This window comes from Shinella sp., assembly GCF_052438155.1.
Taxonomy (GTDB): Bacteria; Pseudomonadota; Alphaproteobacteria; order Rhizobiales; family Rhizobiaceae; genus Shinella.
On sequence record NZ_JBQVPI010000056.1, the window covers coordinates 1 to 12,677 of the forward strand.

A 12,677-nucleotide genomic window follows, 5' to 3' on the forward strand; every position below is an offset into this window, starting at 1 on the left:
GGCGAAGACATAATGCCCCCTTTCGAGCAGGATATCGAGCGGGGGAATTCCAGTGGTCATGGCGGTGCCTTTCTTGCAGGAGATCGTCGCCCCTTGCCTGCATCCGGTAACTGCGGCGTTGCCTTGTCCAAATCCGGCTAGCCGATTCTGGAATCGGTCAGCTGGCGGGCACGATATTTGCTGGGGGTCATGCCTTCGGACTCGCGGAAGGCGCGGTTAAAAGGGCCCAGCGAGCCGAACCCTGCGTCTAGCGCGATGGTGATGATCGGCACATCCCGTTGCGAAGGATCGGCCAGTGCGGACTTCACCTCGGTAAGACGATAGCCATTGAGAAACGACGAAAAATTGCGGTGGCCCAGCTGGCCGTTGATCGTGCGGCGCAGACGATATTCCTGCTCGCCCAGAAGCGAGGCGAGCTTTGCGATAGACATGGTCTCGTCGCGGTAGGGCATCTGCGCTGCCATAAACTGCAGCAAACGGGCAGCCAGTGGATCTTCGCCCAGGTTCCGCGCAAGTTTCACCGGCGCGCCCGCGGCCTCTGCCGGGCCGAACATGTCGCCTTGACGCATCCGAAGCAACACCGCGCAAAAGCTGAACACTGCCAGCAGTGATCCGGTCGCCACCGCCAGCCTCCACGAAGCGGCAGGTGTGCCGGGGGATGCTGCCACTTCGACAAAGGCGATAACAATGACACAAATCGCCACGACACAAACCAGCACGGGCCTGATTCGCCGCCGGCGTTCGACCAAATCGCCTTCCCGGCTCCGCCATACTTCCCATAAAGCAGCGCCTGCAAAGGCCAGCATGGATGCCCTGAACAGCATTGCAGAAATGGCGTTGGCGGTCCCGCCGCCGGGGTATGTCAGCTGGACCACCAACGTATTGGCAACCGACAGGCCCACCAGCAACGCGCTGATCGGGGCCACTTGCCTTTCATCGTTGAACCACGATTTGGCGAACAGCCAGAACAGCCCCGGTGTTGCACCCGCACCCAGCGCGAGCAACAGGCCAATCAGGCTTGGCCTGCCCAGGATACCTGCCGTTACAATGAAATAGCTGCAAATTCCGACATTCATCGCCACCGCAAGCCGGGCCGGCACGTCGCGCCAATGGTCGCGTATCAGGATCCAGCTCCACTGCGCCAGCAAGGCGATCGACCCACCGCGCGCTATCTGATCGACCTGTTCCCATGCTGTCATGGGTGCTTGGCTGCCAGAGCGCGGGCGGAGCGACAAGCTGATTTCGGAATCACTCAGCCTTTCCGGATTCCATCAGCATCGCGTGATCCGAAAACGACCAGTCCAATTTCGAAACCAGGCAGCCGCAGGCGCGCCGAGCTGCAAATTCTGAGGCTTGTCGCTCAAATTGGTGGGTGGCCAAGTCTCGAAGGAAATGATCATGAAGAGCCTCCATGCCCTGCTCGCAGTCGCCGCCATGGCGGCTTCAGCTGCCGCGGCCGCTGCCCCTGTTCCGCAGAGCATCGCAGTTGAAGCTGGCGACCTCGATCTCGGCTCGAACAAAGGGCAACGCATCTTGGCGACGCGCATTCATCGCGCGGCATGGACGATGTGCAAAAGCCAGGCGCTGGAAAGCCTGCCGCACAACATCCGCCGCGAGCGCGAGTGCATTCGGCAAGCGCAAGCCAGCGCCGAAGCGGCCGTGAAGACCCAGACTGCGGCAGGCGATCCAACTTCGGGGAGGGGCGGTTGAGGATGCAGAGCTGATCGAACCGAGCGCGGAGGTTGGCAACAAGCTGCGATTGGGTGGAAAAAATCGCCTTTCAGCTATCCACCTATCTGCGGTCATAGAGCGCCCAGGCATGCGGTGCCAGAAGCCGACATAACTGCTGCGTTTCCAATGGCCGGTTTTGGGAGGTGCGGCGCAGCCCCCTAATGACCGGGATGAGGGCGCAAAGCTGACTGGCGGCTTACCGAATGATCGCCTTCTGTACGGCCTTGGCACGCGAGATATGATCAACCGCTTGTGATCGTTGCGGCGAGGTAAAACTCCAGCAACGTCCTAGGCCTTGGTCGGGTCTGCCTTCTCAGTTGCTGACCTCATAGAACATCGGGTTCTGCAGCCACTCCTCTATAGCCGACTCTCGCCATCCGCAGCATCGCTCGGCGAGCTTGACCTGTTTGGGAAACGTCCCCGCCTGAATCTTACGGTACAACGTCGCCCGAGACAGTCCGGTGCGAGTGAGCACGGTGTTGAGCCTCAGAAACCTGTCGGGTGCATGGGATGCCATGGCGATTGTCTCCATCCTGTGATGTGATCTGCCCCTGCCTGCGACACAGATTGGCGATGTGCCGCTGCGCGTCAATCGAGCCATATGCTGCAGTTTCGCAGGCAATAGGGCAGGGGAGCGCTGCTGGTTGATCGCCGGATATGGCAGCGTAAGCAGAATAATTCTGCTCACGGCATCTCACTGTGTTTCAGCATTCAGCAGCGCATCTGCGGTCGCAGCAAAGCTGCGGCGTTTGCCCCGCTCGGGCGGGACACCGGGGGCCGTCAATCGCCTCTAGCCACGCCAGGCCAGCGCGCAACCCGCGTTGCGGGTCCTCCTCTGATGAAGTGGGACGGCTGCGGGGTCGCAGTTGATACCATCACCTGCTGATTCGCAGCAGGACAGGAGGAACAGAAGATGGAGATCGCAACGATTGGTTTGGATATCGCGAAGCACGTGTTCCAGGTGCACGCAGTTGATGCAGATGGCGCGGTAGTGATCCGCCGACGCTATTCTCGAGCGCAGCTCATGAAGTTTTTCGAAGAGCTCCCGCCATGCCTCGTTGGTATCGAAGCATGCGGTACAGCGCATTATTGGGGGCGCCGACTTGAGGCACTCGGGCACGATGTCCGCCTTATGCCAGCGCATTACGTCAAGCCCTACGTGAAGCGGGGCAAGAACGATGCAGCCGATGCGGAGGGTATCTGCGAAGCGGTGACGAGGCCGACCATGCGCTTTGTACCGATCAAGGCTCCGGACACGCAGGCCCTCGCGCTGTTGCACCGGCTGCGTACGCAGTTCGTCAGGCAGCGCACCGGCATGTTGAACGCTCTTCGCGCCGGGATGGCCGAGTTTGGCATTGTGACCAACTCGGGGCTAGGCGGCGCGACCGAGATTCTTCGCATTGCGAGCACCGGCGACGATCGTCTTCCGGAGTTGATCCGTGATCCCTATCGATTGCTCGCTGATGCGATCCGTGACGTCGAGGCTCATTTGGCGGACCTCGATCACCAGATTGCGGCCAACACGCAGTCCGATGATACCTGTAAACGCCTGAGTACTATTCCCGGCGTGGGGCCGGTGACCTCAACCACGATCATCGCGTTGGCCGGGGATGTCTCTCGATTTCCATCTGGCCGCGACTTTGCAGCATGGCTTGGTCTGACACCGCGCCAGAACTCGACCGGCGGCAAGGCTCGGCTCGGACGCATTACCAAGGCAGGTGATCAGACTTTGCGAACGCTGTTGGTGCTTGGAGCCTTCTCGGTGATCAAGCGAGCCCGCGTCGCCCCGGAAAGGGCGTCGCCTTGGTTGATGGCACTGATGGAGCGTCGGCCCGCGTTGGTCGCGGCCGTCGCGCTAGCGAACAAGATGGCGCGTATAATCTGGGCGATTATGACGCGCGGTGGCACGTACCGCGCGCCGACGATGGCATCATGACGCGGTTTTAGAGTTTCCAGCGGAGCCTGGCTCCGAAGGAAGCGAGGTGGTGCTCAAGCCATGATGACGAACCGGTTGAGCCGGGGATCGCTCAGTTCGCAAAACGAAGGGAGCCTGTGAGCCCGTTTCACTGATGGAACGGGCGATCCGCGGATTTCATCAGGGCCAGCGGTCGATGACCGCAGCAATAGGCCGGACACATGACTGCACCCGACCGATCGATGTCATGCTCGGTGTCACCTCGCGTAATTATTATGGGTTCGAGCGGACACCGCGCTGTCGCGCGGCGGCGTATCTGTTGGCCTGACCCCCGAAGCGGGATGGCCGGCTCTCCCTGCTAGGCCCGCCTCGGCAAGCCGCAACCCGGCTGTGCCGGGTCCTCCACCCTGTTGCGGCCCTGCGGGTGCAGCCAGCCTTTGCGGCGTGCCTTTCCGTTCGATTTTCGCCGCCCACCCCACTCCGGGGGTTCTGGTGCGGGAAGGTGAGAAGGGTAAGGCGGAAAGCGACTTGCAATGGCCGTCCACACATTCGTTGCGGTGCTTAGCGCATGCGCGCCGTCCGTTGCAGCGTGGCTGCCAGCTCTTCTTCGCCGCCCCCCAGCGCCCCTTCCGGGCCGGGGCCGGATGGAAGGAGACAAGGTCATGGAAAACACTACCCGCAACAGCCTCTACACTGAGGTCACACAACGCATCATCGCTGAGCTCGAGCAGGGACGCCTCCCCTGGGTCCAGCCCTGGGACACATCGCTTTGCGGCTGCACCATGCCGCACAACGCAGCGACAGACCGGCGGTACTCAGGCATCAACGTCCTGATCCTCTGGGCCGAAGTGGTCATGAGAGGCTACGGTTCCCAGCGTTGGCTGACCTACCGCCAGGCACAGGCCGCAGGCGGCAATGTCCGCAAGGGTGAGAAGGGCACTACTGTCTGCTATGCCGACCGGTTCACTCCGAAGGCAGAAGCCGAGCAGGCACGCGGCGAAGACCGCGAAGCCAGGACCGTTGCTTTCCTCAAGCGGTTTACGGTGTTCAACATCGACCAGTGCGAAGGTCTGCCCGAAGACATGACCGCAGCCCCAGTTACGACCGATCCGGTGCTCGCCATTGCCGAAGCTGACGCTATCATCACCGCCAGCGGTGCTACGTTCAACGTCGGCGGCGATTCAGCATTCTACAGTCCGGCGCACGACTTCGTGCAGGTTCCGCCGCAGGCGGCGTATCGCGAACCGATTAACTGGTACCGCACCGCTTTGCATGAGCTCGGTCACTGGACCGGCCACGCCAGCAGGCTGGACCGCGATCAGAAGGGCAGCTTCGGCTCTGCACCCTACGCCCGTGAAGAGCTTGTCGCCGAGATGGCAGCCGCGTTCACCTGCGCATCGCTGGGCATTGCACCAACAGTACGCCACTGCGACTACATCGCTTCCTGGCTCACCGCCCTTCGTGAAGATGGCAAGGCCATCTTCCGCGCCGCGAGCGCAGCCAGCAAGGCCGCAGATTATCTGCTGGCTTTCACGGGAGACGCGGCATGAGCATGCGTCCCACCCGAGCGCAGCGGCGGCAGCTGCGCCGCGCCGAGCGCGCCGTCGATAACATGTCGCCGATGCAGCGCGAGATCTTCCTTGGTATCCGCGTCGATGAGCTCAGCTACATCGAGATTGCAGCAACGCACGGCATCACCGTTGCAGACGTCGAACGTCACTTTGCAGGCGCGCTGCGCATTCTCGACCGGCACATGCATGAACGCCACCACAAGTGGTGGCAGTTCTGGCGATGAACGCCAGCTTCCGCCTTGCCAATCGACCCGTCCATCTACAGGGTAAACAGGACCATGCGAACCGACATCGATCATCTTCCGGCCAACAAGCAGCGCGAGCTTGAGCGCGTGAAGCAGATCATCTTCGAAGAGTTCGAAGATGCCCTGGCGCTTGCCACGCACCAGTGGAAGAAGAAGGGCAGGATCGAGAAGCTGATCCTCTATGGCAGCTACGCGCGTGGTGGCTGGGTCGATGAGCCGCACACGGCCAAGGGCTATCGCTCCGACTTCGATCTGCTGATCATCGTCAACGACAAGCGGCTGACCGAACGCGTCGATTACTGGCTGAAACTGGAGGATCGGCTGATCCGCGAGCTGGCCATCGACCGGACACTGCACACCCCGGTCAATTTCATCGTGCACACCTTGCAGGAGGTAAACGACGGGCTGGCCCATGGCCGATATTTTTTCATGGATGTGGCTAAGGACGGCATCGCGCTACACGAAGCTGATGAAAGAGTTCTGCATACGCCCAAGCCCAAGACGCCTGAGCAGGCGCTGGCGATGGCGCGGGAGTATTTTGACGAGTGGTACCCTAGTTCTGCCCGCTTCAAGAGCGCTGCCGACTTCCTTATGCGCGAAGGTGGGATGCGAGAAGCGGCCTTCAACATGCATCAGGCGACGGACCGGCTGTACCATTGCGTGCTGCTCGTCTGTACCTTCTATTCGCCTCACGTGCACAACCTTGGCGTCCTTCGCACCCAGGCCGAGCGGATCGATATGCGCTTGGTCGATGCCTGGCCGCGTGACACCCGGCTTGACCGCGCCCTCTTTGAAAAGCTGAAAGAGGCGTATGTGAAAGCCCGCTACTCGAAGCATTACCGAATTACCGAAGAAGAGCTTTTGTGGCTTGGCGGGTGTGTGGAGGAGCTTGGTCGGGCGGTCCACGCTATCTGCTCGGAGCGGATAGCCGACCTTCAGGCAAAGGCTCTCGCGACAGGTTGAGAGCGCAGCTTCGGGAGCAGGACCCGGGCAACGGCCTCTGGCAGCATCCCAGCTGCCATCAACCCCAAATCCGCCCCCTTGATGACCGCTAGAACTGTCCGTTCGCCAGCCCCACCGGCACCCATTTTCTGCCACCTCACCGGCATCCAATCTGGCGGAGTAACAGGGGCCGCGATGCTTCGCATCGGACCCGTAATTAGGATACACACCTCACGCACGGGTGCATGCAGCATTTCCGCCACTTTTCGAGGCAGCGCTCAGGCAGCTCGCGCTGCTCACCTATAAAATGTGGCGGTTTTCTGCCGCTTTTCGAGGCAGCGCATAGCACCCTCATCGGACCTGGGAATGACGGACGATAAAGGGGAACGGCAACGTCAGATTTGAGGCTTTCGAGACCCAACGTCACCCCTTTCGGCGAGTAGAATGCCTTTAGCGGATTGGCCCAAGGCGCAGTCGTGGAGCAGGACCAGCGCGGCCTAAAATCTAGTTCCCTTGGCCTGCGAAGGCTTGATGGGATGCCGAGCCGCAATCGCACACACGGCTAGTATAGAGCAGAAATGTCGTGTGGCATGTAGTGCGCCGAAAGTGGATGATTGCCGCTGTCAGACGGCTGCTGCTTTCAGCCGATCCTGTCTCCCGGTTCTTAAACGATTGGTGCCGATATGCCTGCTCCGCCTCTCCCGCCCTCTTCGTCATTGTCGATTGAACCGATCAGTATGCGGATTCCCGACGCATGCCGGCTTACCGGCATCAGCCGTAGCACGCTGTACTTGCTGATCGCGCGGGGCGAGGTCGAGGTCGTCAAGATGGGAGCTGCCACGCTTGTACTGACCGAGAGCTTGCGCCAGCTGATCGAGAGGCATCGTTGCAGCAGTCCCAGCCTAGAGCCACAACTTACCCGAGCAGCATCCGCGCGGCCCGGACAGACAATGCGTGCCATTGGCGACTGAAATTCAGTCACATCAAATTCTTCGTTAGCTTTGTCATCAACCGCCGATGGTCGGCATGGGATGTCCGCTTTGCCCCCTAATATCGGTCATTAGGCTGATCGCCATCGCGTCCCGAAAGATCCCATGTCGAGGGTGGATAGCGGCTGACACTCTGTCAGAGTGCGGTTGCTGATCCTTAACTCTGTGGAGGTAACCATGCTTGCAGCTGATCAACCCCATGCGCCTGCCGCTATCCGTATAGATCTTGGCGCGATCTTCGTTTCGATGGAACTGAGTAAATCGACTTGGCTGGTCACGTCCTTGTCGCCAGGGGCTGGCGAGCGGATGTCGAAGCATATTGTCCGTGCCGGTGACGTTGCCGGGTTGATGGAGCGTTTTGCTCTGTTGCGCGAGAAGGCGCGGGTTCGGACCGGGCAAGAGTTCGGCTTCATCGTTATTCAGGAAGCCGGCCTGGACGGGTTCTGGATCCACCGCGTGTTGGAGCGCGAAGGTATCGAGAGCTATGTCGTCGACCCGGCGTCGATCGCAACATCGCGCCGGCGCCGCCGGGCAAAGACCGACAAGATCGATGGCGAAGCGCTGGTTCGTGCGCTGCTCGCCTATAAGCGCGGCGAGCCGCGCGTGTGCGCGATGGTCAGGCCGCCGAGCGTCGAAGACGAAGATAGACGTCGCATTTGCCGTGAGCGCCAGGTGCTGATCATCGAGCGGACCCAGCATATCAACCGGATCAAGGGCTTGCTCTTTGCGCAAGGCATTACTGGATATGAGCCGATACGTCGCGACCGGCGCGAACGGCTCGAAGATCTCAGAACTGGCGATGGACGTGTTCTTGCAGTTCACGTCAGATCGCAGATCGATCGAGAGCTCGACCGGCTCGAGTTGATCATTGAACAGATCAAAGCCGTCGAGGCCGCGCGCGCTACGCTCATCGCGGAGCAAGCTGCCAACACGCCAGCGGCAATGCTTCTCAACCTCAAGGGCATTGGCCCTGAGTTCGCCACCATCCTTTACGCAGAAGGGCTGTTCCGCCATTTTGATAACCGGCGCCAGTTGGCGGCCTATGCCGGACTTGCTCCCACACCCTGGCAAAGCGGATCGATCAGACAGGAGCAGGGCGTATCCAAGGCCGGCAACAGCCGCCTGCGAACGACCATGGTCGAGCTGTCCTGGCTGTGGATCCGGTATCAGCCTGACTCGGCACTTGCCCGCTGGTTCCAGGAACGCGTGCAGCACAACGGCGGCCGCCTCAAGAAGCCGACGATCGTGGCGCTCGCCCGCAAGCTTCTTATCGCGCTGTGGAAATACGCCACTGCAGGTGTGGTGATCCAGGGAGCCGTGATGAAGGCTGCCTGATCCGACCCTTTACGCCCTCCCGGAGCCCGATCAGCTCCGTGGATCCAGGTAAGCGAACCGAAATGTCTGTTGGCGTTCAGCGCCGCCCGAAAGACTGGTCTCGCTTTCCTGTGCCCGTAACCGCCGCAAGCGGGATAATGGTGCGGCCACCCCCGAGTGGCGACCGTATGTGAGCTGGATAAGGTTCGAACTGTCGAGCCGTGTCATGCATCGGGCCAAGCCTGGATCCGGCGCCAAGGAGACGAACAATGTAGACACGAAAATTACCCTTGACCAACGTCCTCGTCATGTGAGCGGTCATAAAGGCTTCGCTGCAACAACGTCCGCTTTATTTCGCGCGAACCAGTTGGAGCCCGTTCTTTGTTCTTGGCCAATTACGGCCAAGGAGAATGACGATGACCTACTCTCACCTTGACCCTGCGATGCAAAATCGCGTGGCCTGGAATGCTGGCAAAAACGTCGGCACGAAGCGGCCGCTCACTCAGAAGCAGATCTGGGCGATCCGCTTCTTCCTCGACCGCGAGGAGCGACTGCGCGACCGCGCGCTGTTCGATCTTGCCATCGACAGCAAGCTGCGCGGCTGCGACCTCGTGAAGCTGAAGATCGGCGACCTGGTAGCCGGGACGGATTTCCGGACACGGGCACTGGTGATCCAGCAGAAGACGGGCCGACCTGTGCAGTTCGAGATCACCGCCGACGCTCGCGGGAGCCTTGCGACATGGCTCCAACGCCGTCGCGGTACAGCTGAGGACTATGTGTTCCCCAGTCGGCTCGATCACAACTCTCCAATGAGCACGCGCCAATATGCCCGGCTAGTAGATGAATGGGTTACAGCCATCGGACTGCGGCGCGAAGACTATGGAACGCATTCGATGCGGCGAACGAAGGCCGCGATGATTTACCGTGCCACAGGCAACCTACGCGCGGTGCAGATCCTTTTGGGGCACACCAAAATCGAAAACACCGTTCGCTATCTGGGTGTCGACGTGGAGGATGCGCTGATCCTTGCTGAGCGCACAGAAATCTGACTTTGAATGCGGCCGTCGGGCATTGCTCGATGGCCGCTATCGGTGAGCGCGGAAAACCTCAGGTTCGACGGAAACTGGGTGGATTCCTGCCATGCCCAACAAATCATTGCTTAATCAGAACAAGCTAAGCCAAACAGTTGCGCGAATCTTCGTGGGAGTATGGCATGGTCTATCTGATCGGCAGCGAACAAGAGATGGGGCAGTATCCTCGTGAGAAATTTCTCGATGGTGATCCCAAAAAAATTAAGGTTGAAGGGCCGGAGACGGAAGAAAAACTTCTGGCGATAAATCTCTATTACAGGCAACAATATAATGCGGGTTTTCGTATCATGAGCGAGAATGTCCCGACTGTCTGGCAGTGGAATTCATCTCGCATATTGCCCGACTACTACACTCCTCATGCTTTTCCTTGCGTCTCCTCGCGCTTCAAGGAAGTGGTCGAGCGGTTCGAGCCAGATGTGCATCAATTCTTCCCGATTACAGTAGTGAACAAGGCAAAAGAAAAGATCGCGCAGCGTTGGCTGTGGGTGGTCTGCAACCGGATCGACGGTGTTGATAGAGAGCATACGACATTGGTGCTCAAGAAGGGGGCACTATGGATGTCGAATTGGCTGGAGGATGGCAAAAGAGTGCGAATACATGACGCCAAACTTTACCATAGCAAGACGCAGACCGAAGGATATCATTTCTGGCGCGACAAGCACCTGATGGGGGGCGGCATTTACGCTTCCGATGAGGCTGCGGAAGCCTTGCTTGCGCTTGATTTAACGGCCTTCGCCGCCAATAAGCGGGAGACCGTGTAATGGCATTTCCGAACTTCGCACGCCCGTCGGGTATTCGCCGCCTCCTCGCACCGCGCCTGCCGCAAAACCACGATGGGCCTTAGCTTGACGCGGCTCCATCCGCAGAAACGTGAGCTGGTAGGAAGCTGCCTGTGAAAGCCCGAATGGACCACCTGCCACTTCGCTTCTAACGTCCGCTAAGGGGTCGTTTGCCGCACGGCAGCTTTTTTCAGCAATGCCCGGATAGCTGCCCGTCAAGTTTTGGGATGCGGTGCGTGTGTGCCCTATGACCGAAATTGGGTGGTAAGCTGATCGTTTGCTTTCGATTGCGAAGTACAAGAAAGCAGACGGTTAGGCGGTATCAGTGCCGTCCGGGTGTGACACCGAAAATCCATTCCAACACAAGCGTGACAGCCTGCGGCGCGGACCGAGGGTAGCGGGTCCGAACGGACGTAGGAAAACGCGCCAGTTAACGCTTTCGTTCAGTATAGGCACTATTGATCGGGCTCATCGATCGAGAGGCAGGGAAGGCGCATGCGGACGCGCACAATTTTTGTGGCCATTGGGGCACTGAGCGCGATTGGCGTCGCCGCCACTGTCACCCTTACGAAGCGAGAACTTATCCCGGTGGCTCCGGATGACGCTTATCTCACGAAGGAGATAGGTGCCGCCTATCCCGGCTTCATCGGTCAGGAAGCAGCGTTCGCGACGTCGATGGCGGGGATCATGGCCGACCATCGTGCCGGCGACCGCAAGAACGCGCGCGAGGGATATGAGCAGTGGTCTGAGGAGCGGCGGTCGAGCGAACTGCGCGAGGAAGCCAAATGGGAGCAGGTTCAGTCGACGCCGTGTGCCGACTTCGGTGTTGGTGACGCGCCGCAACTCTGCATTGAATATATGGGGTTGCCAACGATCGCGATCGGCACCCCAGTAAAGTACCGGGTGCGGTGGCGAAACCTTCCGGCAGGCGCGTACATCCGCGTGTGGTCGCGTAATGCAGCGCATGCGGGGGAGCGGTGGAAGTACATGGGGGCGTATGGTGCCGTAGCGCCCGGAACGCTCGGGGGGAAAGCGAGCGGCGATGAGCGAGTGAGTTGGGACGGTCGGAGTATCTACTGCGCACCTGCTGACGCACCCATGATGTGCGACAAAGGCGAAGTCGGTCGATATGTTTTGCGGGCGGCGATCATGACCGGAAGCGATCCGTTCTGGCCCAGCTGGCCTGCGCGTAATCCGGTGACGGTGGCGCGCCACGCCCGGTCCGAGACTGATCCCTTCACGCTCGACGGACCGCCGCAGCCAGTCGCAATCAAAGGCCAATATCGAACGCACCCTTATCGCCGTGACATCGTCGAAACGCTGAGCAAGGCACTGCCCGAAGGTACGGTCACCAACTCGTATGTCGAGCGCCGCGTAGACCGCCTTGGTCCGTGGCAGCGAGGCGTGTTCGCATATTGCGCGAGGCTTGCCCTCGATGCGCCAGTGTCGGGCTCGCTTGACCTGTGCTTCACCCGCCGCAAGCGCGATGCGAACGGCATCGCTCTGGCACCCGGCGATTTCACCGCTAGCGGCGACGCGCGGCTGTCACCGGGAATTCTCGGCGCGAAGACCGCGAAAACCATGGCGACGGCTTACGCGATCGGCCTGACTAACAGGCAGGCGACCTATCCCGCCTATCCGGCCGAGAGTGACATGGTGCGCACGCTCTTCCGTGATGTAAAGCTCTATGACGGCGGCTATCAGGACCTGCGCAACGCGGCGCGCGACGCCAGGTTGACCTATGTCGAGGTCAATCAGCCTTGGGCGACGTTTCGCACGGATGATCGGGAAAGCTGGTGGCTCGTCGAAGCGGGCCTTTGGATCAATACCATCGACGGCCCAACCACTAGAGATTTCGGTCGGATTTCGCTTCGCGTCGACCACGACGGACGTGTTTGCCGTGTTGAACCCACGGGCAAGACCGAAGGCGAAGGGCCTGATCGCCAAAACCGCTATACTGCGTGCATACCGGGCAGTCAGCGAAGGATCGAGCTGACGAAGTGAGGATTTGTCGGGACTTACTCGTCCAGGCAGTTCAACTTGGCCCCTTCCATCAGCTAAGTGATTCGGCGGGCCACGAAGTGTCAAAAGCCTACGACA

At 60.1% G+C, this 12,677-nt stretch carries 12 protein-coding genes; 10 read left to right on the forward strand and 2 right to left on the reverse strand.

From position 1 onward, the window contains the following. Nucleotides 1-137 precede the first annotated feature (137 nt). Nucleotides 138-1,199, reverse strand: coding sequence for a helix-turn-helix domain-containing protein (locus ACT6VE_RS33300; protein WP_439485347.1), 1,062 nt, complete (start codon nt 1,197-1,199; stop codon nt 138-140). Between the two features lie 154 nt (nt 1,200-1,353). Here ACT6VE_RS33300 and ACT6VE_RS33305 point away from each other — a divergent pair, with 154 nt between their 5' ends. After that, nucleotides 1,354-1,710, forward strand: coding sequence for a UrcA family protein (locus ACT6VE_RS33305; RefSeq protein ID WP_444802476.1), 357 nt, complete (start codon nt 1,354-1,356; stop codon nt 1,708-1,710). 334 nt (nt 1,711-2,044) lie between these two features. On the opposite strand, the gene ACT6VE_RS33310 is transcribed toward ACT6VE_RS33305, so the two are convergent. Then, complete coding sequence (locus ACT6VE_RS33310; RefSeq protein WP_444802481.1) at nt 2,045-2,332, reverse strand: helix-turn-helix transcriptional regulator; 288 nt, start codon at nt 2,330-2,332, stop codon at nt 2,045-2,047. Between the two features lie 312 nt (nt 2,333-2,644). Between ACT6VE_RS33310 and ACT6VE_RS33315 the strand changes: the two genes are divergently transcribed. From ACT6VE_RS33315 to ACT6VE_RS33355, 9 genes are all read left to right on the forward strand, one after another. After that, nucleotides 2,645-3,667, forward strand: a complete 1,023-nt coding sequence (locus ACT6VE_RS33315; RefSeq protein ID WP_444610717.1) for an IS110 family transposase — start codon at nt 2,645-2,647, stop codon at nt 3,665-3,667. A 641-nt stretch (nt 3,668-4,308) separates the two neighbouring features. Beyond that, nucleotides 4,309-5,196, forward strand: a complete 888-nt coding sequence (locus tag ACT6VE_RS33320; RefSeq protein ID WP_444802477.1) for an ArdC family protein — start codon at nt 4,309-4,311, stop codon at nt 5,194-5,196. Beyond that, nucleotides 5,193-5,441: an RNA polymerase sigma factor gene (locus ACT6VE_RS33325; RefSeq protein ID WP_444802478.1), complete on the forward strand. Its 249-nt coding sequence runs from the start codon at nt 5,193-5,195 to the stop codon at nt 5,439-5,441. The genes ACT6VE_RS33320 and ACT6VE_RS33325 overlap by 4 nt, the downstream gene beginning before the upstream one ends. A 54-nt stretch (nt 5,442-5,495) precedes the next feature. Further along, nucleotides 5,496-6,425, forward strand: a complete 930-nt coding sequence (locus ACT6VE_RS33330; RefSeq protein ID WP_444802479.1) for a nucleotidyltransferase — start codon at nt 5,496-5,498, stop codon at nt 6,423-6,425. Nucleotides 6,426-7,141: 716 nt separating this feature from the next. Beyond that, nucleotides 7,142-7,375 (forward strand): helix-turn-helix domain-containing protein, encoded by a 234-nt coding sequence (locus ACT6VE_RS33335; RefSeq protein WP_444610082.1) that lies wholly within the window; start codon nt 7,142-7,144, stop codon nt 7,373-7,375. A 195-nt stretch (nt 7,376-7,570) separates the two neighbouring features. After that, nucleotides 7,571-8,728, forward strand: coding sequence for an IS110 family transposase (locus tag ACT6VE_RS33340; protein WP_444610083.1), 1,158 nt, complete (start codon nt 7,571-7,573; stop codon nt 8,726-8,728). A 395-nt stretch (nt 8,729-9,123) separates the two neighbouring features. Next, on the forward strand, nt 9,124-9,756 hold the full coding sequence (locus ACT6VE_RS33345; RefSeq protein ID WP_444802480.1) for a tyrosine-type recombinase/integrase: 633 nt from the start codon (nt 9,124-9,126) through the stop codon (nt 9,754-9,756). Between the two features lie 164 nt (nt 9,757-9,920). Beyond that, complete coding sequence (locus tag ACT6VE_RS33350; protein ID WP_444608848.1) at nt 9,921-10,559, forward strand: imm11 family protein; 639 nt, start codon at nt 9,921-9,923, stop codon at nt 10,557-10,559. Between the two features lie 513 nt (nt 10,560-11,072). Beyond that, the gene (locus tag ACT6VE_RS33355) at nt 11,073-12,581 is read left to right on the forward strand and encodes a hypothetical protein (RefSeq protein ID WP_444608847.1); all 1,509 of its coding nucleotides are present in this window, start codon (nt 11,073-11,075) and stop codon (nt 12,579-12,581) included. Nucleotides 12,582-12,677: the final 96 nt, after the last annotated feature.

Excerpts from the sequence above, each read along its gene's own strand:
- ACT6VE_RS33300 (WP_439485347.1), bottom strand. The coding sequence starts at position 1,199 with ATGACAGCATGGGAACAGGTCGATCAGATAGCGCGCGGTGGGTCGATC.
- ACT6VE_RS33310 (WP_444802481.1), bottom strand. The coding sequence starts at position 2,332 with ATGGCTCGATTGACGCGCAGCGGCACATCGCCAATCTGTGTCGCAGGC.
- ACT6VE_RS33315 (WP_444610717.1), top strand. The coding sequence starts at position 2,645 with ATGGAGATCGCAACGATTGGTTTGGATATCGCGAAGCACGTGTTCCAG.
- ACT6VE_RS33320 (WP_444802477.1), top strand. The coding sequence starts at position 4,309 with ATGGAAAACACTACCCGCAACAGCCTCTACACTGAGGTCACACAACGC.
- ACT6VE_RS33325 (WP_444802478.1), top strand. The coding sequence starts at position 5,193 with ATGAGCATGCGTCCCACCCGAGCGCAGCGGCGGCAGCTGCGCCGCGCC.
- ACT6VE_RS33330 (WP_444802479.1), top strand. The coding sequence starts at position 5,496 with ATGCGAACCGACATCGATCATCTTCCGGCCAACAAGCAGCGCGAGCTT.
- ACT6VE_RS33335 (WP_444610082.1), top strand. The coding sequence starts at position 7,142 with ATGCGGATTCCCGACGCATGCCGGCTTACCGGCATCAGCCGTAGCACG.
- ACT6VE_RS33340 (WP_444610083.1), top strand. The coding sequence starts at position 7,571 with ATGCTTGCAGCTGATCAACCCCATGCGCCTGCCGCTATCCGTATAGAT.
- ACT6VE_RS33345 (WP_444802480.1), top strand. The coding sequence starts at position 9,124 with ATGACCTACTCTCACCTTGACCCTGCGATGCAAAATCGCGTGGCCTGG.
- ACT6VE_RS33350 (WP_444608848.1), top strand. The coding sequence starts at position 9,921 with ATGGTCTATCTGATCGGCAGCGAACAAGAGATGGGGCAGTATCCTCGT.
- ACT6VE_RS33355 (WP_444608847.1), top strand. The coding sequence starts at position 11,073 with ATGCGGACGCGCACAATTTTTGTGGCCATTGGGGCACTGAGCGCGATT.